The organism is Rhizobium sp. BK379 (genome assembly GCF_014193955.1).
GTDB lineage: Bacteria > Pseudomonadota > Alphaproteobacteria > Rhizobiales > Rhizobiaceae > Rhizobium.
Map to the genome: position 1 here is coordinate 1,875,168 of NZ_JACIAD010000001.1, position 25,883 is coordinate 1,901,050.

The window sequence follows — 25,883 nt, forward strand, 5'->3', positions numbered from 1 at the left end:
TTTTCATACGACTGCGAATGCGCAGGCTGAGTTAGGCCTCAGCCCTTGTTCTTGTTGTAGACGTCGAAGAAGACGGCAGCGAGAAGCACGGCGCCCTTGACCATCTGCTGGAAGTCGATGCCGAGACCGACGATCGACATGCCGTTGTTCATGACGCCCATGATGAATGCGCCGATAACCGCACCGGTGATCTTGCCGACGCCGCCCGAAGCCGACGCACCGCCGATGAAGCAGGCCGCAATGACGTCAAGTTCGAAACCGACACCGGCCTTCGGCGTTGCCGAGTTCAGGCGCAGCGCAACGATCATGCCGGCGAGACCCGCAAGCACACCCATGTTTACGAAGGTGAAGAAGCTCAGGCGCTCGGTGTTGATACCGGAAAGCTTGGTCGCCTTTTCATTGCCACCCATGGCGTAGATGCGACGACCAATCGTCGTGCGGCGGGTGACGAAGCTGTACGCCGCGATCAGGACCAGCATCACGATCAGAACGTTCGGCAGACCCTTGTAGGTCGACAGCAGCCAGCCGAGCCAGACGATGGCGAGCGAAATGAGGACATTCTGGCCGATGAAGAAGCCCATCGGCTCGACGTCGATGCCGTGGCTCTCATTGACCTTGCGGCGGCGCCAGGCGAGGTAGAAGAGGATGACCGGCATGATGACGGTCAGGATCAGCGAGGTGAGCTGGGTCGGAATACCGAAGATGTCGATCATGTCGCCCGGCAGGAAGCCGGTGCTGATGACCTGGAATTCCTTCGGGAACGGGCCGATGTTCTTGCCACCGAGAACGGTGAGCGTCAGGCCGCGGAAAACCAGCATGCCGGCAAGCGTCACGATGAAGGACGGGATGCGGTGATAGGCGATGAAATAGCCCTGTGCCGCGCCGATGAAGCCGCCGATGATCAGGCAGAGCAGACCCGCCAGCCAGAAATTCATGCCCCAGGAAACGGTGAAGATGGCCGCCAGCGCGCCGACGAAGGCAACGATGGAGCCGACCGACAGGTCGATATGCCCAGCAACGATCACCAGCAGCATGCCGAGGGCCATGATGATGATGAAGGAGTTCTGCAGCACGAGGTTCGTCAGATTGACCGGCTTGAACAGGATACCGCCAGTGTAGAACTGGAAGAATATCATGATCGCGACGAGTGCGATCAGCATGCCATATTCGCGGATGTTGCCGCGGATATAGTCGGCAATCGAAACGACGTTGCTTTCCTCTGTGGATGTCGGGTTGACAGGAGTCATTGTTTCTTCTCCCCTGAGCGCATGATAGCGCGCATGATGGTTTCCTGGCTTGCTTCTCCTTTCGGCAGTTCGGCGACGATGCGTCCTTCGTTCATCACGTAGATGCGGTCACATGTGCCAAGCAGTTCAGGCATTTCTGACGAGATCATCAGAACGCCCTTTCCATCGGCGGCAAGCTGGTTGATGATAGTATAGATTTCGTATTTTGCGCCAACGTCGATACCACGTGTGGGCTCGTCCAGGATCAAAACATCGGGATCGGAGAACAGCCACTTCGACAGCACGACCTTTTGCTGGTTGCCGCCCGACAGGTTGACCGTTTCCTGGAAGATGCCCGATGACCGTATGCGCAGCTTCGAGCGATAGTCCGTCGCGACTTTCATCTCCTTGATGTCGTCGATGACGGTGTTCTTCGAAATGCCGAGCAGATTGGCGAGCGTGGTGTTGTGCAGGATGTTGTCGTTCAGCACGAGGCCGAGATGTTTGCGGTCTTCCGTCACATAGGCGAGACCGGCGTCGATCGCCTTACGCACCGTCGACGTATCGACCTTCTTGCCGTCGACGAAGACGTCGCCGGTGATCTTGTGGCCATAGGACTTGCCGAACACGCTCATGGCGAATTCGGTGCGGCCAGCGCCCATGAGGCCGGCGATGCCAACGACCTCGCCCTTGCGGACATTGACGTTGATGTCGTGAAGGACCTGGCGGTCGCGATGCTGCTGGTGGAAGGCGTTCCAGTTCTTCACCTCGAAGATGGTCTCGCCCACCGGCACGGAGCGCGGCGGATAACGGTCGGCGAGGTCGCGGCCCACCATATTCTTGATGATGATGTCTTCGCTGATCTCGTCCTTGTGACAGTCGAGCGTCTTGACGGTCATACCGTCGCGCAGGACCGTGATCTGGTCGGCGACCTTGCGGATCTCGTTCAGCTTGTGGGAAATGATGATCGAGGTGATACCCTGCCTGCGGAATTCCATCAGCAGGTTGAGGAGCGCGTCTGAATCGCTTTCGTTCAGCGATGCCGTCGGCTCGTCGAGGATGAGCAGCTTGACGCTCTTCGACAGCGCCTTGGCGATCTCGACGAGCTGCTGCTTGCCGACGCCGATGTCGGTCACGAGCGTATTCGGAGATTCGCGAAGGCCTACCTTCGCCAGAAGCTGCTTGGTGCGATTGAATGTGTCTTCCCAGCTGATGACGCCCTTCTTGGCGTTTTCATTGCCGAGGAAGATGTTTTCGCCGATCGACAGGAGCGGCACGAGCGCCAGTTCCTGATGGATGATGACGATGCCGATTTCTTCCGAATCCTTCAGGACTTTGAAATTGCGGACATCGCCCTCATAGACGATCTCGCCTTCATAGCTTCCTGCCGGATAGACGCCGGAGAGCACTTTCATCAGGGTCGACTTGCCGGCCCCGTTTTCGCCCACCAATGCGTGGATCTCACCCTGGCGAACCCTGAGGTTCACATTCTCGAGCGCCTTCACGCCCGGGAACGTCTTGGTGATGTTCCGCATTTCGAGGATTGTATTGTCCATGACTAAAAACCCAACGCCGCGACCGAAACTGGCCCGGCGATCATAGAATCGAAGACCGGAACCCGCAATCACGCGGGTTCCGGCCATTCATAATTACTTCAGCTGATCTTCCTTGTAGTAACCGCTGTCAACGAGAACCGTCTTGTAGTTCTCCTTGGTCACGGTAACCGGCTTCAGCAGGTAGGACGGAACGACCTTGACGCCGTTGTCGTAGGTCTTCGTGTCGTTGACTTCAGGCTCCTTGCCGGACATGACGGCGTCAACCATCTGAACGGTGACCTTTGCGAGGTCGCGGGTATCCTTGAAGATCGACGAATACTGTTCGCCAGCGATGATCGACTTGATCGACGGGATTTCCGAGTCCTGGCCGGAGACGACCGGCAACGGCTGGTCAGCCGAACCGTAGCCGACGCCCTTCAGCGACGAGATGATGCCGATCGACAGACCGTCGTACGGAGACAGGACAGCGTCAACCTTGGCGTCGGTGTAGTTAGCCGAGAGCAGGTTGTCCATGCGGGCCTGGGCCGTTGCCGGATCCCAACGCAGCGTGCCGACCTTGTCCATGCCGGTCTGGCCGGACTTCACGACGAGCTTGCCGGAGTCGATGTAGGGCTGCAGGACAGACATCGCGCCGTCATAGAAGAAGAAGGCGTTGTTGTCGTCCGGCGAACCGCCGAAGAGTTCGATGTTGAACGGGCCCTTGCCGTCCTTGAGGCCGAGCTTGTCGACGATCGTACCAGCCTGGAGAACGCCAACCTGGAAGTTGTCGAACGTGGCGTAGTAGTCAACGTTGGCAGAGTCGCGGATCAGGCGGTCATAAGCGATGACCTTGATGCCGGCGTCATGGGCCTTCTGGAGAACGTCCGAAAGGGTCGTGCCGTCGATCGAAGCGATGACGAGAACCTTGGCGCCCTTCGTGACCATGTTTTCGATCTGCGAAAGCTGGTTCGGAATATCGTCGTCAGCATACTGCAGGTCGGTCTGGTAGCCGGCTTCCTGGAGCTGCTTGACGATGTTGTTGCCGTCGTCGATCCAGCGAGCGGAGGACTTCGTCGGCATTGCGATGCCAACCAGGCCCTTGTCTGCCGCCAGAGCAGGCATAACGAACGATGCGACGCCGAAGGCGGCCGCAGCCATCAATGAGATAATGGATTTCATTTCTCTCTCCCTTGTTAAAGATTCACGGACGAAAAATCGCCCGCCCCGAAACTGTGGCAGGTTCCGTATTGGATAGTTACTTCAGATGGTGAGAAACGAAGTAGGTCTCCTCCACGATCTCACACGTGTTGAGTGCCAACCAGCACACGGCGGCAAACTGGTATGGATTCCTATAACTGTCAAATAGAATAACTGGTAATGTGCATAACAATTTTGGTATATCGTTAAAAAGTATTACTTTTGATGGAACGCAGTGGGGAGGCTGCAACCATGACGATTATCTCCGAGCTCTTTTCATTGGAACATGTCGACATTCATAGCGACAATTTTGGCGATGACAGCTTTCTACGAGCGGGCCTTAAGCTGAATCACCTGCGTATGATTGTCGCAATCGAAGATAGCGGGCAGATTTCGGCTGCCGCGGAAGTACTCAACATATCGCAGCCGGCAGCCTCCCGAATGTTGTCCGATATGGAGTCGATCGTGAAGACACCACTCTATGAGCGGGTCGCCCGTGGCGTGGTGCTGACGACCTTCGGGGAAGCGCTCGCGAGACGCGCTCGCAAGATCCTTCTGGAGCTTCGTGAGGCAAGCCGTGAGATCGGCGAATTGAAGAGCGGCAAGGGCGGATCGGTCTTCATCGGCGCGGTCACCGCACCCGCCATGAGCCTCGTCGTTCCCGCCATCAACACGGTGCGCAAGACCTTTCCCGGCATCGAGGTCAACATCCAGGTCGAGACCAGCAATGTCCTGGCGCGCGAACTTCTCGCCGCCCGCCACGACTTCATCATCAGCCGCATCCCCGACGATCTCAACCCGCGCCTTTTCGAAGTCCGCGAGATCGGCGTCGAGAAAGCCTGCCTCATCGTCCGCAGCCGCCATCCCCTATTGAAGAAGAAGACGGGCCCAAGCAGCCTGTCGGAGATCAAGGATTACGACTGGGTGTTCCAGCCGCCGGGCACGCTGCTGCGCCGCACGATAGAGGATATCTTCCTGTCGCGCGCCGTTCGGCTTCCGGAAAACATCGTCAACACCTCTTCGCTGCTGCTGACCTGCGCGATCATCTGCGAGACGGATGCAATTGCCCCCGTCGCCGTCGATGTCGCACAGTTTCTCGCCTCGCAGAGTTCGAACGCCTCGGACGTGCGCATCCTGCCGATCGATTTCGAGATCAACGTCAAGCCCTACAGCCTGATCACCGTCCGCGAACGCGCCCTGCCCCCGAGTGCCCGGCTCCTCTACGATCTCATCCTGGAAGAAAGCATCCGGCAGGCAGAGGGCTAGCGCCGAGCCCCAGACTGCGATCGTTACGACAACCTTCTATAGACGCCAGGATAGTCCAGCACGATGCCGTCGCCATCGACCTCAAGCTCGGCGGCAAAGCCGGTTGACAGGCCTTCATAGAGAAAGCGGTTCCCGGCAAGTTTGGTATAACGCTGCTGGACAGGTTCGACGATCAGGTTCGGCAGGGAAACATAGGCAACGCTGATCTTCTCGGCGACACCGGTTTTTTGCCCTAGCCGTCGAATTGGCAGGGTATTGGTGAATGGTGTCGCCGCAATATCGACATCCAGGCATCCGGCCAGCTCGGAAAGCTCCGCGCCATCCTCGCTGATCCAGCGACCGCGCCCGTCGGACAGAATATGCAGTCGCTGACCATTGGCGATCTGAACTCTGACGTCTCGCACCCGCCACTGCCGATCTATCGTCAACCGGTAGGTCAGATCGTATTTGCCGGCTTCGAACTGTCCACTCACGATACCTTCCGCAAGCACGCCCTCGTCATTGTGGGCGATGGAAAGGGTCTCAAGTCCGTCTCCGTTCCAGTCGGTCCATTGCACTGTCCGTTTCCAACCTGCCATCCATGCCCCCTTTTCTCATCCGCATCTGTCTCCTGCCGCGGCATCCGGCTCTGGAGAGATCCCGTGATCCTGCCTCGAATCCAGCCCTGCGCCAACTTGGCGCCGTTTAATGCGCCGCTCGAAAAGGAAGGCGCATGCTGTTCGGACAATCGATATTCCAATCCGTTCTCGAACGGCTGAAGGCGGAAGACGAAGCCTCCGGCGATGCCCAAGAACCGGCCGTCCATCGCGTCTCCGGCTTCTCGACCGGCCTCGCCTTCGATGTGATGGAGGGTGTCTCGGCCGGTTCGCAAAGGGTCGGCGAGGCCTATTTCGACAATCTCGGTGCCGAACCCGCGATCGCAGAGCCGCCGGCGCCCGAACCCGAACCGGTCATGCCGGCGCATCTGGGCCGCATTGCCCCGGAACAGATCGCCGCCGAACTTGCGATTTCCGCCGCCGACACGCTGCAGATACTCAATGAGAAGCGACGCGCCTTCGCCAAGGCCAATCATCCCGACAGCGTCGCCCAGCCGTTCCGCGACAATGCCAACAGACGCATGATGATCGCCAACCTCTTGATCGACGAGGCGACGCGCCGTCTGCCGCGCAGCTGAAACTTCCCCCTCCGACCGGAGGATATGATAGATTCCAGCGTTTGAAAGACTGGAGCTTTCGACGCGTTTTCGATGGGTCTTCAAGCTGCTTCGCCCGATGGCCCGGGCGGCGCATCTAGGTGGTGTGCTGTGTCGTCATTTTTTCGCGCATCGATTGCATATACCTCATCAGCTTTTGGTGCGTGTGACGGCATAACTTCTACAGGTCCGCCATACTACGCCCTACTCCCTTTTCATTAACCCTCGCGCTATTAGGCGAAGTTGTATGCAATGCAACCTATTGTAACATGGCTCGATGTGATTGTTTTCAAAGGAGATCGCCATGTCATCCACGGAAGATCCGAAACTTCTGCCGCACAATACTGCGCGCAGACATTTTCTAGGTGTCGCTGCTGCCGCCGGTGTTCGGCTCGCCGGCGTGGCGGCATTGGCCACGGCAATTTCCACATCTCCCGCGAGTGCATTGGGACGCCGTTGGGGGCACGGTGGCTCGGGTGGACACGGCGGTTCCGGCGGGCATGGAGGCTCCGGGGGGAGCGGTGGTTCCGGCGGAGGTGGTGGCGGCGGCGGTCCGCAGTGCTTCCTGCGGGGAACGGGGATCCTCACGGATTGCGGTGAAAGGCCTGTCGAGGATCTGCGTGCCGGCGATCGCGTTGCCCTTCCGGATGGAAGCACTCGTCCGATCAGGTGGGTCGGCCGCCAGGCCTTCAGGAAGAACGGCGCACGCTGGCAGGAAGCCGTCGTGCCGATCCGCATTCGCCGCCATGCGCTGGACGGCCGCACCCCGCACTCCGATCTCTACCTGTCATCCGGCCATGCGCTGTTTCTGAACGGCGTCCTGATCCGCGTGAAGGATCTCGTCAACGGCACGACCATTGCGCCGGTCACTCCGGCCGACGACATGCCGCTCGAATATTATGCCGTTCTGCTCGATACGCATGAGGCCATCCTGGCCGAAGGTGCGGCGGCCGAGAGCTTCCATCTCGTGGACAACAACCACGAGGCCTTCTCCAATTTCGCCGAGTTCAAGCGCCTCTATGGCGAAAGGCCCGGCGTGATGACATCTTATGCCCCGGTGCTGGGCGAGGAAGGTGGCTGGAAGCACCTGAAAGCGCTCCTCCTCCTTGGCGTTTCGCCCCTGGTGCCGGCGCGCGACCCGTTCGGGGATGCCTGCAGGAAGATCGACGCGCAGGCCAGGGAACTGTCGCTCTGATCTGCAGCCGGCTTGCTCGCCGGGGCGCATCTCGAACCCGGAGAGCTCAGTCGCGCAAACCGCCCAGCGGTCTTGCCAGACGACATGCATAGAAGAAAGAATAGCGTGGCGCGCATCGGAAAGATCGCGCCGCGCTTTTCTTATTCGCCCTTCTTCTCTTCTTCCGTTGCCGGCTTGTCTGCCTCTTCCTCATCATCGGAAGTGACCACTGCCGCCGTCTCCGGCGGTTTCGGATCAAAGGTCCAGATCAGCATATAGAAGGAATAGGCGCCGGCGCCGCCCGCGAGCACGCCCCAGAAGGGGTCGCCGCCGATGAATTCGAAGATCGCCCATCCGAAGCAGACCACCACGATAAGGATACGAACCCAAAGGTGTCGATAGGTCGGATGGTTGGGATCGATCAGCTGCATCTTTGTCTCATTGTTGTGATAACGCGCCTCACTGCTGTGATGACGCCCGTCTCGCTGTTGCGATGACATCACTTGTCTTTAGGATGGAATTCACAAATGTGAAAGAGCCGCGGGCTTGACGCGGCGAATGGAAAATGGAATGAAAATTCCAAACTTATATCAATTCGGTTTATTTGTTCCGAATATAGGGAGGCAGTAAATGACAGTGAGATTTGGTCTTCTCGGCGCCGGCCGCATCGGCAAGGTCCATGCAAAGGCCGTCAGCGGCGATGCCAATGCAAAGCTCGTAGCCGTCGCCGACGCCTTCCCGCAGGCTGCCGAAGCAATCGCTTCCGCCTATGGCTGCGAAGTGCGCACGATCGAAGCGATCGAAGCCGCCAAGGATATTGACGCCGTCGTCATCTGCACGCCGACCGATACCCATGCCGACCTGATCGAGCGCTTCGCCCGCGCCGGCAAGGCGATCTTCTGCGAAAAGCCCATCGATCTCGATGTTGCCCGCGTCAAGGCCTGCATCAAGGTCGTGGAAGAGACCGGCGCCAAGCTGATGGTCGGCTTCAATCGCCGCTTCGACCCGCATTTCATGGCCGTGCGCAAGGTCATCGACGACGGCAAGATCGGTGACGTCGAGATGGTGACGATCACCTCGCGCGATCCGGGTGCCCCGCCGGTCGATTACATCAAGCGTTCGGGCGGCATCTTCCGCGACATGACGATCCACGACTTCGACATGGCCCGCTTCCTGCTCGGCGAAGAGCCGGTCTCGGTCGTCGCAACCGCCGCAGTCCTGGTCGACAAGGCGATCGGCGAAGCCGGCGACTATGACAGCGTCTCCGTCATCCTGCAGACCGCCTCGGGCAAGCAGGCCATCATCTCCAACTCGCGCCGCGCCACCTATGGCTATGACCAGCGCATCGAGGCACACGGTTCCAAGGGCGTCGTCTCGGCCGAGAACCAGCGCCCGGTCTCGATCGAAGTCGCAAATGGCGAAGGCTATACCCGCCCGCCGCTGCACGATTTCTTCATGACCCGCTACACTGAAGCCTATGCCAACGAGATCGCAAGCTTCATCTCCGCGATCGAAAAGGGCTCGAAGATCTCTCCGTCGGGCGCCGACGGCCTGGCCGCTCTCGCACTCGCGGATGCCGCCGTCCAGTCCGTCAAGGAAGGCAAGCTCATAAAGATCGGCTGACCGCCCTCTCCCGACGGTCGCCATCATGAGAAATGGCCGGGCACCCGCCCGGCCATTTCTCGTTTGATGACATGGGTAACTGGATGATGATCCGAAGACCCCTCCCAACAAGGCAAAGGGAGATTGCCACGGTGCCTGTCCCCTTCGCCCCATCGGGGAGAAGGTGGCCCGAAGGGTCGGATGAGGGGGCCGAGAGCATAAAGGTCGGCTGGTCCAACCTAGCAGCGTGCATTTAGGCATAAAACATTATTATAACAGATACTTAAAGAAATACCTGTCGGCGGTTAGGCCCCCTCATCCGCCCTTCGGGCACCTTCTCCCCGATGGGGCGAAGGGGGGAGCGACTAATCTCCGCCCTGCACACCCGCCACGACGATATCCTCATCAATCACCGCCAGCGCGCGATTCAAATGTCCTTCGAAGACGAGAATCTGCTCGTCGGCGACGACCCTGAGGTCAGGCATGCCTTCCATGCGCACCACATGGGATTGGCCGAGCCCCTCCTCGATCCCCTGCCGCAGCAGATCGTAATAGCGCGTGCCCGGCCCGGTGATCGCGATCGGCATGCGCTCGGTCAGGCTCAGCATGCGCGACAGGCCGTTTCCGAGGGCAAGCCCCGCCTGCCGGAACGCAAAGCCCGAAATACGATGGCCCTGCCGCGCCCTGGCTGCGATCTTGTCGAGCTCGGCGAGCGGCACGAACTTTGCCGGGATCGTATCCAGCGGCACTTCGAAGGCGGTACGCAGGATGGCGTAGAAACCGGCATAGGCCTCGATGCAGCCGCGCGTGCCGCAGCGGCAAAGCCCGCCATTGGCCATATGCAGCATGTGCCCGAAATTGGGCGCCGAGACGTCATGCCCGCCATGGCTGGTTCGCCTGATAATGCCGAGCCCGATGCTGTGGCCGAGCGAAAGGGCCGCCAGCGAGCGGAAATCGCCGCCCTTCACATTCTCCTCATGCGCGCCCAGCGCCGCGGCGACCAGCAGCGTCTCGTTGTCGAGAATGACCTTCGCCTTCCACTCCGGCTTGAGCGCCAGTTCGAAATCGATCTGGTCGCTGCCGAAGATCGGCGACCAGACGAGAACCGGCTCGGAGGAATTGACCAGCCCCTTGCTGCTGATCGAGATGAGCAGCACCTTGTCCCGCTCGATGCGCGAGCGTGACAGGATGCGCTCGAGCCCCTGCCGCACCCCGTTCACGAACCGGCCCGCGCCTGCGGGATCATGCGACCTGTCTTCGCTGAAACGATCGATCAGCTTGCCCGAATAATCGACCAGCGAATATTGCACGGCATCCGAGGAGATGATGACGACGATGAGATAGCCGCAGTCGCGCCGCTGGCGCAAAAGCACGCGCGGGCGCCCTCGCCCGCTGGCCGCCTGCTGCTCGGATTTTTCGATCACATGCGCCTTTTCGAGATCGGCCGTGATCGCAGAAACGGTCGCGGACGAAAGCCGCGTAAAATCGGATATTTCAGTATGAGCAAGCGCCCCGTGGCGGCGGAGAGTGGCGAGCACGAGCACGCTGTTTCTCTGCCGTACGAGCTCCGTGCTCGACTTGGTCAGCATCTATCGCCGCCCTCTTCCCCGTTCGTTCCGCCCCTCATTGCCACAGCATCTCCGGCCGCTTTCGTCAAAGGAAATTAAGCCGGTAGTGCGGTGTTGACAGTTGAAAAAATCTCTGACACTAAATTTCTCGACTGTCGAGAAAAAAATCCAAACCTTTCTGGACAGGCTTTCGCGGTGGCCGGAGGAGCAATGGCTGGGCCGGCTGCAATTCACTCGGGAGGACATTATGAAGTCTATTTATAAGCTGATGGCAGGCGCTGCCATCCTCGTTTCGCTGCAGTCGGCTGCCATGGCTGCCGACCTCGTCGTTGGCGTTTCCTGGTCGAACTTCCAGGAAGAGCGTTGGAAGACGGACGAAGCAGCGATCAAGAAGGCTCTGGAAGCCAAGGGCGCAAAGTACATTTCCGCTGACGCACAGTCTTCGGCTGCAAAGCAACTCACCGACGTTGAGTCGCTGATCTCCCAGGGCGCAAACGCTCTCATCATTCTCGCTCAGGACTCCGACGCAATCGGCCCGGCTGTTGAAAAAGCCGCCAGCGAAGGTATCCCGGTCGTCGGTTACGACCGCCTGATCGAAAACCCGTCTGCCTTCTACATCACCTTCGACAACAAGGAAGTCGGCCGCCTGCAGGCTCAGGAAGTCTTCAAGGTCAAGCCGGAAGGCAACTACGTCTTCATCAAGGGCTCGTCCTCCGACCCGAACGCTGACTTCCTCTTCGCAGGTCAGCAGGAAGTCCTGAAGGCTGCAATCGACGCCGGCAAGATCAAGAATGTCGGCGAAGCCTATACCGACGGCTGGCTGCCGCAGAACGCTCAGCGCAACATGGAGCAGTTCCTGACCGCCAACAACAACAAGGTTGACGCCGTTGTTGCTTCCAACGACGGTACTGCCGGTGGCGCCGTCGCCGCTCTCGACGCACAGGGCCTCGCCGGCTCCGTTCCGGTTTCCGGCCAGGACGCCGACAAGGCTGCTCTGAACCGCATCGCTCTCGGCACGCAGACGGTTTCGGTCTGGAAGGACAGCCGTGAACTCGGAAAGCGCGCTGCTGAAATCGCTCTCGATCTCGCCGGCGGCACGGCCCTCGACAAGGTTGCAGGCGTGCAGACCTTCGAAGGCGGCCCGAAGAAGGTGAAGATGCAGTCGATCTTCCTGACCCCGCTTGCCATCACCAAGGACAACCTGAACGTCGTCATCGACGCCGGCTGGATCTCCAAGGCTGAAGCCTGCCAGGGCGTCAAGGCCGGCTCCGTCAAGGCTTGCGACTAATCATCGCCTGACGATCTGAAATACCGGCGCCGCAGCGGCCCTCCGCTGCGGCGCCGGATACGGATGAAGCCCGCTCGATGGGGCTTCTCCGTTCTCGCGCACATCGCGGATGCTTTGATTCCCTGCCAGAATAGTGCCGTTGTGATCGGCTATTTTCGGAAGCGTCCCGGTGGTCACAACAAGAACAGGGCGGTCATCGGCCAGCTATTCCCATCAGGAGCAGGCCTGCGCCCAAACAAATGGGGGAAACGGCAAACCCATGGCAGACATCACCCAATCGACCTCGTCCGGCCCGCGCACGGCAGTTGAAGGCCCCTTCACGCGCTTCCTGCGGGCAACGGAAATAGACACCCGCCTTCTCGGCATGATCGGCGCATTGCTGGTCATCTGGGTCGGCTTCCACTTCTATACCGGCGGCCTGTTCCTCACGCCCCGAAACCTCTGGAACCTCTCTGTCCAGACCACCGAAATCGCGGTTCTCGCGACCGGCATGGTGCTGGTCATCGTCACCAGAAACATCGACCTGTCGATCGGCTCGATCCTTGGCTTCGTCGCCATGATCATGGGCGTGGTCCAGGCGAAGTTCCTGCCGCAATATCTCGGCTTCGACAATTCCTTCACCTGGGTGATCACGCTCATCGCCGGCCTCCTCGTCGGCTCGGCCATCGGCCTGCTCCAGGGCGTCATCATCGCCTTCCTCGGCGTGCCGTCCTTCATCGTCACGCTCGGCGGCTTCCTCGCCTGGCGCGGCCTTGCCTGGTATGTGACGAGCGGCCAGACGGTCGCTCCCCTCGACACCACCTTCCGCATCATGGGCGGCGGTGCCGAAGGCGCGATCGGCGCCACCTGGAGCTGGATCATCGGTGCGGCTGCCTGCGTGCTGATCGTCGTCTCGATCATCGGCTCGCGCCACCAGCGCCGGCGTTTCAACTTCCCGCGCCGTCCGCTCTGGGCAGAATATGTCCTCGGCATCCTCGGCTGTGCCATGGTGCTCGGCGCGATCTGGGTATCCACGATCTATTACTGGCCGCCGGCGATCGCCAAGCGCTATGCCGAGGCCAATAACATCACCATGCCGGAAGGCGGGCTGATGATCCCCTACGGCATTGCCGTGCCGGTGCTGATCGCCATCCTCGTCGGCATCGTCATGACCTTCATCGCCACGCGTCTCCGCTTCGGCCGCTATGTCTTCGCGATCGGCGGCAACCCGGAAGCAGCCGAGCTCGCCGGTATCAAGACCCGCTGGGTCACCGTGCGCATCTTCGCGCTGATGGGCTTCCTCGCAGCCGTCGCCGCCGCGATCTCCACGGCACGCCTCAACGCCGCCGCCAACTCGCAGGGCACGACCTACGAACTCTATACGATCGCGGCAGCCGTCATCGGCGGCACGTCTCTGGCAGGCGGCACCGGGACGATCGCCGGCGCCATGCTCGGCGCGCTCGTCATGCAGTCTCTGCAGTCGGGCATGGGTCTCGCCAATGTCGACACGCCCATCCAGAACGTCGTCGTCGGCGCGGTGCTCGTCATTGCCGTCTGGCTCGACACTGTCTATCGCTCCCGTGCGAAGTAAGAGGAGTACGAACCATGGCTGAACAACGCACTCCCCTTGTCGAACTGAAGAACATCTCGATCTCCTTCGGCGGTATCCACGCCGTCGACAATGCCTCCGTCGATCTCTACCCTGGTGAAGTCGTGGCCCTTCTCGGCCATAACGGCGCCGGCAAGTCGACCCTGATCAAGATCCTCTCCGGCGCCTACAAGCGTGATAGCGGCGAGATCCTGATCAACGGCGAACCGGCCGACATCCGCAATCCGCGCGATGCCAAGAAGTTCGGCATCGAGACGATCTACCAGACGCTCGCCGTCGCCGATAACGTCGACGCCGCCGCCAACCTCTATCTCGGCCGCGAGCTGAAGACCCGCTGGGGCACGCTCGACGATGTCGCGATGGAACATTCCGCCCGCGAGGTGATGGGCCGCCTGAACCCGAACTTCAAGCGCTTCAAGGAGCCGGTCAAGGCACTGTCGGGCGGCCAGCGCCAGTCCGTCGCCATTGCCCGCGCCATCCTGTTCAACGCCCGCATCCTGATCATGGACGAGCCGACGGCAGCCCTTGGCCCCCAGGAAACGGCGCAGGTCGGCGAACTCATCAAGCAGCTGAAAAAGGAAGGCATCGGCATCTTCCTTATCAGCCACGACATCCACGACGTCTTCGACCTCGCCGACCGCGTCTCTGTCATGAAAAACGGCCAGGTCGTCGGCCACGCCCGCACCGAGGATGTCACCAAGGACGAGGTGCTCGGCATGATCATCCTCGGCAAGGTGCCGCCGAAGGCCATCCCCGGCCCCGGCGCCATGCAGGTCTGACATAAGCAGCATCCAGCAAGCAAACTCCGCCGCCCGAAAGGCCCGGCGGAGTTTTCATTTGTGGCATCAGTCCGCAGCCGCAGCACCCGCAGCAAGGGTCGCAAGCCGCGCCAGCCTGACCGGCTCATCCCGCACGAAGGACGCATTCTCCGAGAGGATCGCTTGCGCCCGCGCCGCAAAGCGCTGCGCTTCCGCCATCTCGCCCTTTACCGCATAACACTCGGCCAACTCTTCATAGACATAAGGCGCCGCATCATTGGCCGCATCCGCTAGCGCCACGACCCTCTCCCCAAGCGCAATCGCCTCATCCACCCGCGACAATGCGCGGAGCGTACGCACGACCGCATACCGCGCCACCTTCAGCGTCTGTGCGTTGCCGGAGGTCTCCCGGATCGCCTCATCCCGCCGGAAGGCGCCAAGCGCATCCTCGAAGCGCCCCGCCTCGAAATAGGTCCAGCCGAGATTGTGATGCAGCATGCCTCGCCAATGCGGGCTTGCGCGTTGCGCCTCGATATAATCGAGCGCCACCTCCACCCACCGTTCTGCCGCCTCGACATCGGACGCGATCGCCAGCATATGCGCCGCATCGACAGCCAGATCATGGTCCCCTGCCCGCTGCGCTAGTTCCCATGCCTCGCTAAAGAACGGCAGCGCCCGCGCCGGCTCCCCCGCACTGTTGAAAAGCCGCCCCCGCTCGATCGCAATCCACGCCCGCGCCCCGGCATCCTCGCCAGCCTGCGCCACGGCTCCATCCAGGATCTCATGCCCCAGCGAAAAATTCCCTGAAAGCCCCGCAAACCGCGCCCGCCGCGCCAGATCGAAAACCGCTTCGCCCATCTCATCCCCGATGAAAACCTAACCATCAGAGGAAGCTTTTAGCGACGCCCCATCGCCTTGAAAATCCCGGATAACAGCAACGAGCCGAAATTCCGCGAACTTCGCGATTGAAGCAGAGCCAAAGCTAGGCTAAGAACCACGACATCGGACGACGAGTCACATCGTCAGGCATGCACCCGTAGCTCAGCTGGATAGAGTGTTGGATTCCGATTCCAAAGGTCACAGGTTCGAATCCTGTCGGGTGCGCCATATTTCTCACGCTTACCGTCTTTGCGAAATGGCTTGGCACATAAGCCAAACCGGCTTGGCATCCGTGTGAAACGGCCCCGCGACGTCGTATTTCGCCCGCATCGCCAACTCCATAGTATCTAACCAGATCATTATGTTGAAGGATTCACCGCTTTGCGGAGTCTTCTCGGTCGAGCATTGATATTTTCGCGTGACGATGCGGACTGAATCCTTCAAACAGCATTGTGACCTCGCCGCTTTGCATGGCTCGCAAATCTGTACTTCGGCGGCACCGCATAGATCGTTCAAGTGGATTTGAGGTGCTGGCGACCAGATCGAAATGTAGGCGAAGCATCGTAATGTAAATGTCGCGCTCGACCGTCTTCTTATATACCAGTATTTGTCTGCCGATCGCCCGACAACGGGAAACGCCCCTAAAATATCTCGGGATCCGCGTCGAATCCTGTGGAATATCTCTGAAAAGCAGGGATTCGAGATGCTGTATGTTCGCCAGAACCAGATACCTTGGTTGCAGTGATTCGCCTCAATTAATCTAGCGAGAATTGCATGGCCAAGGGCACGACAGGAAAGACCGGCGGAACCTCCAAGATACGCTTTATAATGGTCGAAGCGGAGATTGCCGATGGAGACATCGGACAGATCACCCAGGCGATCCAAAACGCTCTGAAGACGTCTGCTCCCGTCACCGCCCAGCGCATCGCCGGTCCGAGTGTTAAGGCGGTCGCCAGAGATGCCGAGATCGACGCGGACGACGAGGTAGAAGAAGCCGAGGTCGTGGAGATCGAGACGCCGGTGCGAGCGCCGCGGCCGAAAGTGCAGCGCGCCGCCAAGCCTGCTCCGGAAGTCCTCGAACTCGACATGACATCCGGGACGTCTCTCGCAACCTATGTGCATGGAGCGAACCCCAAGAGCAACGTTAAGCGTTACCTGCTCATAGCTGCCTGGTTCAAGGGGCACCGGGAGACGCCCGCGGTAACGGCCGCACACATCTATACGGGGTTTCGGAGTCTTAAGTGGTCCGTGAATATCCCGGACTTTTCGCAGCCACTACGCGATCTAAAGTTCGCGAAGTTGATGACCGCGCCCGAGAAGGGGCACTATGCCATCAACCATCTCGGCATCGCCGAGGTCGAAACGATGCTCTCGGGCGGCGATTGATGCTCCTTGCCGATTTCGTGCAGCAGGTCGATGGATTCGACGCACTATCGCCGAAGGACAAGATTAAGGTCTTCGGATGGTATCTCCATGTCCACAAGTCGCTGGCGTCTTTCGACAACGAAGCGATCAGAACGTGCTTCAAGCAGCTTCATCTGACGTCGCCAGATGTTTCGGTGTACCTGCCACGCATGGCCGCCACGAAGCCTCCGGAGCTCCTCAAGGAGCGAAGCAGATATCGGCTGGCGCGCAACGTGCGTTCCGATCTCGACAAGAAGTACGGCGTGCATCAAACCGTCATACAGGTTGGCAAGCTTCTGTCCGATCTTCCTGACCGCGTACCGGATATCGCCGAACGGGCCTTCCTTCGTGAAGCGCTGGCCTGTTACCGGGCTGAGGCGTTCCGCGCCTGCATCGTCATGTCGTGGAACCTCGCCTTCGATCATCTACTTCGTTGGATCCTCGCCGATATAACGCGACTTTCGGACTTCAATGCCGCCATCGCTCGCCGCTTCCCGAAGAAGACCGGCACCTCGATCTTTACAATCGAGCATTTCGAGGAACTGAAGGAGGCCGAGGTCGTCGACATCTGTCAGACGGCATCGCTGATCTCGAAGAACACCACCGAAATTCTCCGGGAGAAACTAAAGAAGAGGAATATGGCGGCCCACCCCTCGCAGGTGACCATTCAACAGTCCCAGGCCGACGACGTCATCACCGACCTGGTCAACAACGTTGTTCTCGCGCTGAGCTGACAACAATCGCTCGCCACGCAAGCTTAAACGGTCAAAATGAGATCTCCCCGCTTCAACATTCGCGCGAAGAAGCTGCGCTCGATCTTCTCGGCTAAAAACATCGAAAGAATCTGGAAGGATAAAGTCAGAATCTCGATGCGAGAGCAGTTCATATGTGACGGGATCGAAAACTTCGACTTCCATGTTGCCCGTAGCGTCGAGAGCCAAAAGCTTTCTCACCTCATCCTGTCCGGAGATTATGTACCCCAGAAGGCTCAGCGCATCCTCGTCGAGAAGAGCAAGGGTTTATGCCGACAGCTTGTCATCCCGAGTGTGCGGGATGCAATAGTTCTGCAGTGCCTCTCTGACGCTCTTTACGCCGAGATCAAAGGCAAGGCACCGACTACGAAAGCATTCTTTGAACCGAAGGATCACAAGTTCTCATCCCCACCAAGCGGATACGGCACGTTTGCCTCGTGGTTGAACTTCCAGAAGGGCCTCTTTGAATTTTCCAAAACACGGAAATTCGTCGTCGTGACGGATATCGCGAATTACTACGATAGCATTTCCTACGTGCATCTTCGCAACGCCATTGCCTCGATCAGCGGCGTTGAGGAATGCGTCATCGATATGCTGATCTATATTCTTGGCGATCTGCTTTGGCAGCCGGACTATACGCCTCGAATTGAAGTCGGTCTGCCGCAGGTCAACCTCGACGCGCCTAGACTGCTTGCACATTGCTTTCTATATGAACTCGACGCCTACCTCGCGAGCGACCCTGACCGCGATTTCGTCCGATACATGGACGACATCGACATTGGCGTAGATACAATTGTTCATGCAAAGCAAACCTTAAGATCCGTCGACCTGGTCCTTCAGACCAAGCAGGTTCGATTGAATAGCGGAAAGACGCTGATCCTAACTCAGCCAGAAGCAATTCGACATTTCAGGGTCTTGGAAAACGCCAGGCTTGATTCAGTCCAGGCCAGTGTCGATCACCGCCTGAAGCATGGGCTTCCGTTGGATCGCCAACGCTCGCTCGTCGAGGCTAGGATTCGACAAGGAGCTCGAAAGAAAGCATTCGACGCGGGCAACGGCGAAAAGGTCCTGAAACGATGGCTGGGGCTTGCCGACAAAACCGACGCCGTCGTAAAGCCAGAGCTTCTCGAAGACCTAATCAAACGGAGACCGTCCGTTCGAAGCAATGTCTACTCGCTAATTCGAAGCCGCCCTCTCGTCCCGTCTACCGCTAACCTTCTATCGCGTTGCGCGCAGTCTGGGCTCCTTGTCGACGACGCAGCGATGGTGGAGATGAGCAACTATCTTGTAGAGACATTGGTCAAAACAAGGCGGTGCCAACCGATGCTTGCGACGATCATCAATAGCAACGACCAAGAAAGCTATTTCGGTCTGTACTCGAAGCTCTGGCTTCAATCCAAATACGGCACGATGTCCGAACTTCTCGCAACGCTTCGAAGCACACAGAACGTCTGGGTGCCTCACGAACGGTTGGGACGCCTTGCCGGTTCATTCTTTCCTCTTTTCCGAGGCACCGCGGAGGAGGCTCCATTCAAGACGCTTCTTTCGTCCACCCTGAACGCGGGAGTGCGCGAAGCTTACAAGTTTCATGATAACCTCAGCAGCGACCTCCAAACGTTCAATGCTATGTTTCAGGCGCTGGAAAAACCCAATCCATCGCGCGGCACCGGTATCACTCACGCGAAGTTCCTATGCTTGCTGTCTGCGATGAGGAACACCGCTGCTCCGGCTGCTCGGGTAGCAACTCTGAGAGCAAACCATTCGCTCGCGTTTCAGGATAGCTACTATAAAGCCATCGGCAAACGTCTGGGCGTGTAGAAACCGCATAGGAAGCGTGGACAGTCGGCGGATGAACGGCAAGCTGCGCGGCAGGATTCAGGCTCCCTGGAAGCTCGCCGCTGATGAACTCGTCGGGCTGGCTGCGCAGCAGCTTGACGTTCGGTCGAGATTGACGGGGAAGGCGGTGCTGAAGGAAAATCGTTGTCCCGGACGGCTGGTGAACTTCGTGCTTGCTCGATAGCATCAAGCCGTTCTGGCTCGTGGCCGAGACTGTCGGTCACGGCTTCCTTTGCAACTGGTCGCCCAGGTTTGGTCAAGACAAGCGGACCAGGGCATTCTCATGAAATAGAGTTTCGTTGCTTGAAGCTGCCGCAAGGGAGGCCTGCTTTTCCTTGTAAAGGCGCTCCCTGCTATGGAACTTCGGCATAGCGGATGATGCTCTGATTTTGAACGTTGGCGACCAATTCATCAGAGCGAGACAAAAATCGGCGGAGCAAAGGCGAGGAATTTGAATCGTTGTATCCTAAGGTGAGATCAATTGTCGGAGGCACACCCTCAAGTGCTCTGGCAACGACATTCGGTGTAAGCATATTTTGCGCATAAAGCGGAATAAGCGTTATTCCACCCGTCGATACGACGAGTGACATTGCTGATGGCAGGCCTTCGCCTTCGTACTCTGCCTTGAGGGTGATCCCGACGTTCGACGCGTAATCCTGGATCACGGATTGCAGTACGGGAGAAATTCTAGCCGAACTGACGTAAGTTTCGCGGGCAAGGTCCTGCGGCAGGATCTTTTTGCGCGACGTCAAGCGATGGTCCGCCGGCAGCACGGCGATCAGTGGCTCCTTGGCCAGAAACTTGAAGGACACACCGACACTCTGCGTCTCGGGGCGAAGGAAAGCGACGTCCAGCTTGCCCCGCATCAGTGCCAGAGCAAGGTCCGGGGAAGACTGGCTGGACAATATGATTTCAACCTCCGGCGCTTCCTCCCGAATAATGCGCAATGCATGGGGTAGCCACACGACCTCTTGCCCTGCGAGAAAACCGATCGTGAACGACTGCTTTTCCGGCCGCTCTGCCCGCCGGGCCCCTTCCGCAGCCGCCTCGACTTGCAATAACGCCAGCCGCGCGTGATCAAGAAACACTTTACCGGCGGCGGTGAGCGTCACGCCGCGCGACTGCCGTTCTAACAGTTTGACACCGACTTCGGTTTCCAGATCGCGAATTTGCCTGCTGAGCGAGGGCTGGGACGTGTGAAGCCGCCGCTCTGCTGCGGTCAGTAGGCTTCCCTCCTCCGCAACGGCAACGAAATAGCGCAAATGCCTGAGTTCCATCGGGTCCTCGCTATACCTTTGAGGCATAGCTCGAACGTACAAGGTATTTGTCTTCGATAAAGAGGGAATTTAACTAACGTCGCAATTTTCGGATATGATCGAACACGCCTCACCGGAGGTATTTCGCAATCAACTGTATCCCAAAACGAATGTTCAACAGGGCAGATGGAGCGACACGATGCCTACAATCACGACCACGGACGGCGTAAACATCTTCTACAAGGACTGGGGCTCGGGCCAGCCGATCGTTTTCAGCCACGGCTGGCCGCTGTCGGCGGACGACTGGGACGCCCAGATGACCTTCTTTCTTGGCCACGGCTACCGGGTGATCGCCCACGACCGGCGCGGTCACGGCCGGTCCGACCAGCCCGGCACCGGCAACGACATGGACCACTGGGTTGCCGACCTCGCGGCCCTGACCGAGCACCTCAACCTGCGCGACGCGATCCACATCGGCCACTCCACAGGCGGCGGTGAGGTCGCTCGCTATGTCGCCCGCCACCAGGAGCGCGTCGCGAAGGCGGTACTCGTCGCTTCCCTGACGCCGAACATGTACCGGAGCGAGGAAAACCCGTCCGGTCAGCCGCCGGAGTGGTTCGAAGCGATCCGTGCGGGCGTGCTGGGCAACCGGTCGGAATTCTACCGTTTCGTCCCTGAGAACCCGTTCTACGGGTACAACCTCGATGGCGCCAAGCCTTCGGAGGCGATCATTGCGAACTGGTGGCGCCAGGGCATGGGCGGTGGTGCTCTCGCTCACCACGCGACTGTCGCCTCCTGGCTGGAAGATTATACCGAAGACCTCAAGAAGATCACCGTGCCGGTGCTGGTGATGCATGGCGAGGCCGATCAGGTCGTCCCCTTCGCAAGCTCCGTGCCGCGTGCGGTCAACCTGCTCAAGAACGGGTCGCTGAAGACCTATCCGGGCTACCCCCATGGCATGCTGACCACACATGCGGATGTCCTCAACCCCGACCTGCTCTCGTTCATCAGGTCTTGACGACATTTGACATGCGCATCGCCGATGTTATGCGCCGGCGCAGTTCCGCGGTCTCGCCTAGGAAATCGGTCTCCTACGCGCCGATTCTAAACGAAAGGCGGAAACGGCAGATTACTCGGGATAGGCCTCAGCGCCCTCCAGCGCCGCCTTGTGGAAGAGGATGAAGACCAGGGGGTTGCCGGGCTCGGACATTGCGTCGCTGCGCTGGCCCGTTATCTCCCCGGCCACGCCGCTTGTATATTCCGCGACCACCTCGCCGAAGCTGTTGCGCTGGATGGCCACCTTCTGTCCCGGTTCGACCTTGTCGTTGAGCTTGACAAGATGCTCGACGATCCCGCCCTCGGTTGCCAGGATCGGGAAGGCGCTGTTGCCGACGAAGACAGTCACGTCCTTGCCTGTCCGGCCCATCGGCCCGGCAACGATGCCGTAATGCTTGAGGACGTTCATCGTGCCTTCCACGAAGAGCGCGATCATCTCGAGGTCCAGAACGCGGGCAGCACCGATCTCCGGCGTAAACGAGGGGATACCCACCTCCATGAAGGCGTTGTGCAGGACACCGGGATAGACATGGTTGTCGAAGATCTGGCCGACGGGATAGAGCTCCAACATGGCCTTGACCTCGGGCACATCCATGCCGCCGATATTGAATGCGGTGACTTCGAACCCGGTCGTTCCGGTGTGAAAGTCGATCGCGAAGTCGGCGTTCGGCCGCAGCAGCCGGTTGAACAGCAGCCCGGCATGCCGGCTGGGCGCGGTGAGACCGTTCTCGTTCCCCGGCCATTCCCGGTTCATGTCGACCAGATCGACGCCCCTGCCCTGATTGGGCCACCTGCGCTGCATGCTTTCAAGGGCCGGGCGCGCCACATCGGTGACCGCCATGACCGTGCCCGACATCTGTGTCGGATCGAGTTGGTTCATCACGGTTTGGACCGTGTGAATGTTGCTCATTTCGTCGCCGTGCACACCACTGGTCAGGATGCCGCGCTTGCCCGGCCTTGCCCCCTTGGCGACGGTCACGGACACATACCAGTACTGCCCCGTGGGCATCTGCGCACCCTGAAAATACAGGAAATGCTTCTGCCCCGGCTCCAGATCGTCGACGTCGAGCGCGCTGACGACCTTTTTCCCTTGGATGACATCGCCGGTATAGACCGTTCCCGAGGCCGTATTGGCAGCGGGTTTCGCTGCCTCCTCTGCGTCAGCGGCATCCGCGCTGACCGCGAGAGCAGCCGACGCGCCGACCGTTGCCAGTGATGCAATCATGAAATCACGGCGATCGATGCCGTTCTTCGATTTGTCCGACATGATGGAAGCCCCTCTGTGATTTGAAAAATTCAGTTAGAACAATGGCATGTGCATCGGCCGAAAAGTTCCGTACGTCTTCAACTCAGGGTATGCTGCTGAAAATTAGGGCACGCTGCCGAGTTCACAAGTCCAAGCGGATCGGACGGCGGGCGGGCAAGCAGCATCGTCCGGTCGCTGAATTCATCCAGCGCGAGCATTCCTCGCGCGTCGGGGTGGTGCTCCAGCATCACGGTCCAATTGAGCGTGAGGCCAGGAAGGGGATTGCCCTTGTCATTCGTCTTGAGCATGGCGAGCCAGTCGCGCGGCGGCGCGTATGCAGTCATATGTGGCATGAGGTTTCCGTGGGGAATGTGGGCGTCCTCGTCTCCCCGGCGGGGAGAAGGCGAAGCCGCATCCGCCGCAAGCCCGTCCTGCTCTGAACACTCGGACGGCGGATGATCCTCCTTGCCATTGACCGGTTCCCTGTCTGGAGTCTTTCCGACCTCGCCAGACCTATTTGGAAACACTCGGGAAATAGAAATGAGACCGGGAAAGAAGGGATCGCGGTGGCGCGCAATGATCGATATCAGGCCGCTCGTCCACCGACATTTCGGCCCCATTGTCCTTTGCCCACTACGCAGGAGTGGAGCTTCAACACCATCTGACACCCGGAAATCAGATCGCCGGCTACGGGACAAGCCGGCGGTCTGACCTCAAGTGGTCGCCATCTGTTTTTCGCCTGTGCCGTTTCCGCGGGCATCAGGTGCTTTCGGCGCGGGGTGTCGCCGTCTTGGCTTAATGACCACTCAAATTGGGGTTCATTGCCGAAGTTACGTCTTTGCCAGGGCCTCCAGCGCATCCGCCACGGTGCTGGCTGGATTGCTCTTGCAATAGGCGGCGACCTTTTCCGCGTTCGCGTGCGCCTTGTCACTGTCGACTGTCGGATTGCCCGCCTTGCCGTGAACGTAGCCGTTCACCCACATGGCAACGGCAATCGATTTTGCAGGCGCCATTGCGCCGACCTCTTTACAAGTGAGCTTCGACGCATCCGCTTCGGCGGCCAGTGCTTGGCAAGCCAAGCCGATACCTGCAAATGCGAGTGCAATTGAAAGATGGTGTTTCATCGTCCTCTCCCAAAAAAGCGCTCCTGAATCGGAGCAACTGGTTGCGCTTTGCTAAGTATTTTCCGAAAAACCATCGATACCAACCAATCAAGATAGACGATACCAGATCACGATGAGTTTTACGGCAGCAAACCATAACATATTATTTGAGCTAATGCTTATATATTCATCGAAGCAGCGCATTATTTTCCGAATTAGATTACGAATCTGCAGCAATACATAAATTTATACACAGTTATACACCGCTCGATTTCGATGATACGCTGATAGCATCGAATCAAGGTGTGCAATGTTTGCAAATCTATAGGCGCCGTTGCCGGCCTGCTTACCCAGCCAGGCCGCGGCGACTCCCCATTCATCTCTGTCTGTGGCCACTCCGGATTAAGCATCGTGAGACGTCGAACCACCCAGACCTCGGCTCTCCGCCATCTGGACGAATCCCAGATCTTCCGAATGGCGAATGTCGCGGCCTGTTCGAGGGTCGCTCCGGGCCGAAGGCGATCGGCGGTCGGGAAAGTGGGGCACACGGTCGCAACGCGGCACGGCTGCCCCTCAAGCGCGAGCGTTCACGCCTTCGAACCAGAAGCGGCTATAAATCAGTATTTGAGATCACGAGCTGTCTGGCGGCCGCCTTGCTTGGTCTGTCGCTTGTCCTGTCGGCACCCGGCATTGCTCTTTTCGTTCGACGCGCGACACGCCTGTTTCGTGTCACGTGCGCCTTGCCGCGTATCCTGTCTGACGTCACGCCCGGCGCGCCGTTGCTGGGCCTGTTCTGTGCCCCACGACAAATCCGGCAGAGTTGCAAGAAACATCGTGGCCAACAGAGCGGTAAACAAAAGTTTCAATCTGACCATTGCCTGACTCCTCTGAGCAGCCTCCGAATCCCTTCGGAAGGCCTCGGTTTCAGATGGGGCGCAAGCAAGACATGATCATAGACGCGAGCATCCTTGCTGTGCGGACTCCCGTAGAAGATCTTGATTGAACAAATCGCCTCCCATTCCCGATCCACGAAGATCGGGACGAAGAATTATGCATCAGGCGACGGGATACTGGAGGTATATTACTGTATTATACCCTCCTGCGGGCGACCCGGCCGGAAGGTGTCCAGTTGTGCTTGCGCCCATCCATCCTCAACCGCATCGACGCAGCCCGGGCCGCGACAGCGAAAGCGGTCCGCCCGCCAAGGGCGCCCGAGAGGGCAGGATCAGAAACGATTGTCAGGCGGTAAACGCCGTCGTCAACGGTTTCAGTGCCGCCACCGGGCGGGCCTCGGCTTGGAAATGAATTCGTTCTGCGCCTTCCGCAGAGGCCCATCGGGCCGAGAGTGAACCGGCTTGTTGCAAGCCTCCGATATCGTTGAGGCAATTGCGTCGAATAGGTACTCGCCACAGTTGCTTGTGGCGGTGGTTTGGGGAATATTCGTGCTCTGGCCCTGAAGGCCTGCGCGGTGACTGATAAGGGGGACAATGTCATGTCTGCAAGATACCTTTTGGCCGCGGTAGCGATCGCGCTTCTGACCCTTTCAGGGTGCGCGACCACCGGCACCGGCGGCGACAACACGACCTACGCAACGCCACTGGGTATTGGTCCCGTTCGCGGCAATTACGGTGGCTATTAGTCGCTGCTGAATACCGTTGAGAGCAGATCCACCGCTGGGTTCGGGAAACCGGCCTGTCGATCACGGTTTTCGAAACCTGTCTGGTCAGAGCAATTCCAGCAAAAGTGCATAGCGGTTTTGCGTCCGGAATTGCGTAAAAACAAAGAGATAGAGTGGTTCCATACCCACTTCCGGCTGCCTGAGGCTTCGCTTGAGCGGCAGGCCCGACAAATGTCTCGGCATCGGGGCCGTAGTTCTCCGCAACAAATGATGGATATATGCGGTGAGCGGAAAACATTCGTAAAGCTCTATCGCCGCGACAAGGCGAGGAGCCGTTCA

General features: G+C 59.1%; 25 protein-coding genes and 1 tRNA gene. 14 read left to right on the forward strand and 12 right to left on the reverse strand.

Features of this window, described 5'->3' with window-relative positions; translation table 11 throughout:
- Positions 1-38: 38 nt before the first annotated feature.
- The 3 genes from mmsB to chvE form a co-directional block, all read right to left on the reverse strand.
- Positions 39-1,247: a multiple monosaccharide ABC transporter permease gene (gene mmsB, locus FHT93_RS09545; protein WP_018114775.1), complete on the reverse strand. Its 1,209-nt coding sequence runs from the start codon at positions 1,245-1,247 to the stop codon at positions 39-41.
- Positions 1,244-2,782, reverse strand: a complete 1,539-nt coding sequence (gene mmsA, locus FHT93_RS09550) for a multiple monosaccharide ABC transporter ATP-binding protein (RefSeq protein WP_029616409.1) — start codon at positions 2,780-2,782, stop codon at positions 1,244-1,246. The genes mmsB and mmsA overlap by 4 nt, the downstream gene beginning before the upstream one ends.
- A gap of 93 nt (positions 2,783-2,875) precedes the next feature.
- Positions 2,876-3,940, reverse strand: a complete 1,065-nt coding sequence (gene chvE / locus FHT93_RS09555) for a multiple monosaccharide ABC transporter substrate-binding protein (RefSeq protein ID WP_018114773.1) — start codon at positions 3,938-3,940, stop codon at positions 2,876-2,878.
- Positions 3,941-4,210: 270 nt separating this feature from the next.
- Between chvE and FHT93_RS09560 the strand changes: the two genes are divergently transcribed.
- The gene (locus tag FHT93_RS09560; RefSeq protein ID WP_113117959.1) at positions 4,211-5,224 is read left to right on the forward strand and encodes a LysR family transcriptional regulator; all 1,014 of its coding nucleotides are present in this window, start codon (positions 4,211-4,213) and stop codon (positions 5,222-5,224) included.
- A 23-nt stretch (positions 5,225-5,247) separates the two neighbouring features.
- Here FHT93_RS09560 and FHT93_RS09565 read toward each other — a convergent pair whose 3' ends face one another.
- A complete protein-coding gene (locus FHT93_RS09565) occupies positions 5,248-5,802 on the reverse strand; it encodes a putative glycolipid-binding domain-containing protein (protein WP_183847221.1) in 555 nt (184 codons plus the stop codon).
- Between the two features lie 134 nt (positions 5,803-5,936).
- Between FHT93_RS09565 and FHT93_RS09570 the strand changes: the two genes are divergently transcribed.
- Positions 5,937-6,398 carry a hypothetical protein gene (locus FHT93_RS09570; protein ID WP_183847223.1) on the forward strand — a complete coding sequence of 154 codons (462 nt, stop codon included), beginning with the start codon at positions 5,937-5,939 and terminating at the stop codon, positions 6,396-6,398.
- A gap of 322 nt (positions 6,399-6,720) precedes the next feature.
- Complete coding sequence (locus FHT93_RS09575; protein ID WP_183847225.1) at positions 6,721-7,611, forward strand: Hint domain-containing protein; 891 nt, start codon at positions 6,721-6,723, stop codon at positions 7,609-7,611.
- A gap of 140 nt (positions 7,612-7,751) precedes the next feature.
- Here FHT93_RS09575 and FHT93_RS09580 read toward each other — a convergent pair whose 3' ends face one another.
- A complete protein-coding gene (locus FHT93_RS09580) occupies positions 7,752-8,021 on the reverse strand; it encodes a hypothetical protein (protein WP_018114768.1) in 270 nt (89 codons plus the stop codon).
- Positions 8,022-8,220: 199 nt separating this feature from the next.
- Here FHT93_RS09580 and iolG point away from each other — a divergent pair, with 199 nt between their 5' ends.
- On the forward strand, positions 8,221-9,213 hold the full coding sequence (iolG, locus tag FHT93_RS09585) for an inositol 2-dehydrogenase (protein ID WP_037104761.1): 993 nt from the start codon (positions 8,221-8,223) through the stop codon (positions 9,211-9,213).
- 344 nt (positions 9,214-9,557) lie between these two features.
- Here iolG and FHT93_RS09590 read toward each other — a convergent pair whose 3' ends face one another.
- Positions 9,558-10,781, reverse strand: coding sequence for an ROK family protein (locus FHT93_RS09590; protein ID WP_183847228.1), 1,224 nt, complete (start codon positions 10,779-10,781; stop codon positions 9,558-9,560).
- 226 nt (positions 10,782-11,007) lie between these two features.
- On the opposite strand from FHT93_RS09590, the gene xylF reads away from it, so the two are divergent.
- The 3 genes from xylF (at position 11,008) to FHT93_RS09605 (ending at position 14,415) form a co-directional block, all read left to right on the forward strand.
- Entirely contained in the window at positions 11,008-12,048 is a 1,041-nt protein-coding gene (xylF, locus tag FHT93_RS09595; RefSeq protein ID WP_029616408.1) for a D-xylose ABC transporter substrate-binding protein, read from the forward strand.
- Positions 12,049-12,307: 259 nt separating this feature from the next.
- Complete coding sequence (locus FHT93_RS09600; RefSeq protein WP_112547899.1) at positions 12,308-13,618, forward strand: sugar ABC transporter permease; 1,311 nt, start codon at positions 12,308-12,310, stop codon at positions 13,616-13,618.
- A gap of 14 nt (positions 13,619-13,632) precedes the next feature.
- Positions 13,633-14,415 (forward strand): ATP-binding cassette domain-containing protein, encoded by a 783-nt coding sequence (locus tag FHT93_RS09605; RefSeq protein WP_007815343.1) that lies wholly within the window; start codon positions 13,633-13,635, stop codon positions 14,413-14,415.
- A gap of 66 nt (positions 14,416-14,481) precedes the next feature.
- Here FHT93_RS09605 and FHT93_RS09610 read toward each other — a convergent pair whose 3' ends face one another.
- Positions 14,482-15,252, reverse strand: a complete 771-nt coding sequence (locus tag FHT93_RS09610; RefSeq protein ID WP_183847229.1) for a hypothetical protein — start codon at positions 15,250-15,252, stop codon at positions 14,482-14,484.
- Positions 15,253-15,424: 172 nt separating this feature from the next.
- Here FHT93_RS09610 and FHT93_RS09615 point away from each other — a divergent pair.
- The 5 genes from FHT93_RS09615 (at position 15,425) to FHT93_RS09635 (ending at position 19,449) form a co-directional block, all read left to right on the forward strand.
- Positions 15,425-15,501: transfer RNA gene (locus FHT93_RS09615), tRNA-Arg, on the forward strand.
- Between the two features lie 546 nt (positions 15,502-16,047).
- Positions 16,048-16,659, forward strand: a complete 612-nt coding sequence (locus FHT93_RS09620) for a hypothetical protein (RefSeq protein ID WP_183847231.1) — start codon at positions 16,048-16,050, stop codon at positions 16,657-16,659.
- Positions 16,659-17,411, forward strand: coding sequence for a hypothetical protein (locus tag FHT93_RS09625; RefSeq protein WP_183847233.1), 753 nt, complete (start codon positions 16,659-16,661; stop codon positions 17,409-17,411). Before FHT93_RS09620 ends, FHT93_RS09625 begins: the two co-directional genes overlap by 1 nt.
- A gap of 36 nt (positions 17,412-17,447) precedes the next feature.
- On the forward strand, positions 17,448-19,247 hold the full coding sequence (locus FHT93_RS09630; protein WP_183847235.1) for an RNA-directed DNA polymerase: 1,800 nt from the start codon (positions 17,448-17,450) through the stop codon (positions 19,245-19,247).
- Positions 19,248-19,278: 31 nt separating this feature from the next.
- The gene (locus FHT93_RS09635; RefSeq protein ID WP_183847238.1) at positions 19,279-19,449 is read left to right on the forward strand and encodes a hypothetical protein; all 171 of its coding nucleotides are present in this window, start codon (positions 19,279-19,281) and stop codon (positions 19,447-19,449) included.
- Positions 19,450-19,618: 169 nt separating this feature from the next.
- Here FHT93_RS09635 and FHT93_RS09640 read toward each other — a convergent pair whose 3' ends face one another.
- Positions 19,619-20,542 carry a LysR family transcriptional regulator gene (locus tag FHT93_RS09640; RefSeq protein ID WP_112972715.1) on the reverse strand — a complete coding sequence of 308 codons (924 nt, stop codon included), beginning with the start codon at positions 20,540-20,542 and terminating at the stop codon, positions 19,619-19,621.
- Positions 20,543-20,720: 178 nt separating this feature from the next.
- Here FHT93_RS09640 and FHT93_RS09645 point away from each other — a divergent pair, with 178 nt between their 5' ends.
- Positions 20,721-21,539: an alpha/beta hydrolase gene (locus FHT93_RS09645; RefSeq protein ID WP_112547893.1), complete on the forward strand. Its 819-nt coding sequence runs from the start codon at positions 20,721-20,723 to the stop codon at positions 21,537-21,539.
- Between the two features lie 111 nt (positions 21,540-21,650).
- Here FHT93_RS09645 and FHT93_RS09650 read toward each other — a convergent pair whose 3' ends face one another.
- From FHT93_RS09650 to FHT93_RS09665, 4 genes are all read right to left on the reverse strand, one after another.
- Positions 21,651-22,844, reverse strand: coding sequence for a succinylglutamate desuccinylase/aspartoacylase family protein (locus tag FHT93_RS09650; protein ID WP_183847240.1), 1,194 nt, complete (start codon positions 22,842-22,844; stop codon positions 21,651-21,653).
- A 77-nt stretch (positions 22,845-22,921) separates the two neighbouring features.
- Positions 22,922-23,176: a hypothetical protein gene (locus FHT93_RS09655; protein WP_183847242.1), complete on the reverse strand. Its 255-nt coding sequence runs from the start codon at positions 23,174-23,176 to the stop codon at positions 22,922-22,924.
- A gap of 477 nt (positions 23,177-23,653) precedes the next feature.
- Entirely contained in the window at positions 23,654-23,947 is a 294-nt protein-coding gene (locus tag FHT93_RS09660) for an HdeA/HdeB family chaperone (RefSeq protein WP_183847244.1), read from the reverse strand.
- 596 nt (positions 23,948-24,543) lie between these two features.
- Positions 24,544-24,801: a hypothetical protein gene (locus tag FHT93_RS09665; protein ID WP_112972712.1), complete on the reverse strand. Its 258-nt coding sequence runs from the start codon at positions 24,799-24,801 to the stop codon at positions 24,544-24,546.
- A gap of 617 nt (positions 24,802-25,418) precedes the next feature.
- On the opposite strand from FHT93_RS09665, the gene FHT93_RS09670 reads away from it, so the two are divergent.
- Positions 25,419-25,565, forward strand: coding sequence for a hypothetical protein (locus tag FHT93_RS09670; RefSeq protein WP_183847245.1), 147 nt, complete (start codon positions 25,419-25,421; stop codon positions 25,563-25,565).
- Positions 25,566-25,883 lie beyond the last annotated feature (318 nt).

What these genes read in the sequence shown, in the direction of transcription:
- mmsB (WP_018114775.1), bottom strand. Translation starts at nt 1,247, where the DNA reads ATGACTCCTGTCAACCCGACATCCACAGAGGAAAGCAACGTCGTTTCG.
- mmsA (WP_029616409.1), bottom strand. Translation starts at nt 2,782, where the DNA reads ATGGACAATACAATCCTCGAAATGCGGAACATCACCAAGACGTTCCCG.
- chvE (WP_018114773.1), bottom strand. Translation starts at nt 3,940, where the DNA reads ATGAAATCCATTATCTCATTGATGGCTGCGGCCGCCTTCGGCGTCGCA.
- FHT93_RS09560 (WP_113117959.1), top strand. Translation starts at nt 4,211, where the DNA reads ATGACGATTATCTCCGAGCTCTTTTCATTGGAACATGTCGACATTCAT.
- FHT93_RS09565 (WP_183847221.1), bottom strand. Translation starts at nt 5,802, where the DNA reads ATGGCAGGTTGGAAACGGACAGTGCAATGGACCGACTGGAACGGAGAC.
- FHT93_RS09570 (WP_183847223.1), top strand. Translation starts at nt 5,937, where the DNA reads ATGCTGTTCGGACAATCGATATTCCAATCCGTTCTCGAACGGCTGAAG.
- FHT93_RS09575 (WP_183847225.1), top strand. Translation starts at nt 6,721, where the DNA reads ATGTCATCCACGGAAGATCCGAAACTTCTGCCGCACAATACTGCGCGC.
- FHT93_RS09580 (WP_018114768.1), bottom strand. Translation starts at nt 8,021, where the DNA reads ATGCAGCTGATCGATCCCAACCATCCGACCTATCGACACCTTTGGGTT.
- iolG (WP_037104761.1), top strand. Translation starts at nt 8,221, where the DNA reads ATGACAGTGAGATTTGGTCTTCTCGGCGCCGGCCGCATCGGCAAGGTC.
- FHT93_RS09590 (WP_183847228.1), bottom strand. Translation starts at nt 10,781, where the DNA reads ATGCTGACCAAGTCGAGCACGGAGCTCGTACGGCAGAGAAACAGCGTG.
- xylF (WP_029616408.1), top strand. Translation starts at nt 11,008, where the DNA reads ATGAAGTCTATTTATAAGCTGATGGCAGGCGCTGCCATCCTCGTTTCG.
- FHT93_RS09600 (WP_112547899.1), top strand. Translation starts at nt 12,308, where the DNA reads ATGGCAGACATCACCCAATCGACCTCGTCCGGCCCGCGCACGGCAGTT.
- FHT93_RS09605 (WP_007815343.1), top strand. Translation starts at nt 13,633, where the DNA reads ATGGCTGAACAACGCACTCCCCTTGTCGAACTGAAGAACATCTCGATC.
- FHT93_RS09610 (WP_183847229.1), bottom strand. Translation starts at nt 15,252, where the DNA reads ATGGGCGAAGCGGTTTTCGATCTGGCGCGGCGGGCGCGGTTTGCGGGG.
- FHT93_RS09620 (WP_183847231.1), top strand. Translation starts at nt 16,048, where the DNA reads ATGGCCAAGGGCACGACAGGAAAGACCGGCGGAACCTCCAAGATACGC.
- FHT93_RS09625 (WP_183847233.1), top strand. Translation starts at nt 16,659, where the DNA reads ATGCTCCTTGCCGATTTCGTGCAGCAGGTCGATGGATTCGACGCACTA.
- FHT93_RS09630 (WP_183847235.1), top strand. Translation starts at nt 17,448, where the DNA reads ATGAGATCTCCCCGCTTCAACATTCGCGCGAAGAAGCTGCGCTCGATC.
- FHT93_RS09635 (WP_183847238.1), top strand. Translation starts at nt 19,279, where the DNA reads ATGAACGGCAAGCTGCGCGGCAGGATTCAGGCTCCCTGGAAGCTCGCC.
- FHT93_RS09640 (WP_112972715.1), bottom strand. Translation starts at nt 20,542, where the DNA reads ATGGAACTCAGGCATTTGCGCTATTTCGTTGCCGTTGCGGAGGAGGGA.
- FHT93_RS09645 (WP_112547893.1), top strand. Translation starts at nt 20,721, where the DNA reads ATGCCTACAATCACGACCACGGACGGCGTAAACATCTTCTACAAGGAC.
- FHT93_RS09650 (WP_183847240.1), bottom strand. Translation starts at nt 22,844, where the DNA reads ATGTCGGACAAATCGAAGAACGGCATCGATCGCCGTGATTTCATGATT.
- FHT93_RS09655 (WP_183847242.1), bottom strand. Translation starts at nt 23,176, where the DNA reads ATGCCACATATGACTGCATACGCGCCGCCGCGCGACTGGCTCGCCATG.
- FHT93_RS09660 (WP_183847244.1), bottom strand. Translation starts at nt 23,947, where the DNA reads ATGAAACACCATCTTTCAATTGCACTCGCATTTGCAGGTATCGGCTTG.
- FHT93_RS09665 (WP_112972712.1), bottom strand. Translation starts at nt 24,801, where the DNA reads ATGGTCAGATTGAAACTTTTGTTTACCGCTCTGTTGGCCACGATGTTT.
- FHT93_RS09670 (WP_183847245.1), top strand. Translation starts at nt 25,419, where the DNA reads ATGTCTGCAAGATACCTTTTGGCCGCGGTAGCGATCGCGCTTCTGACC.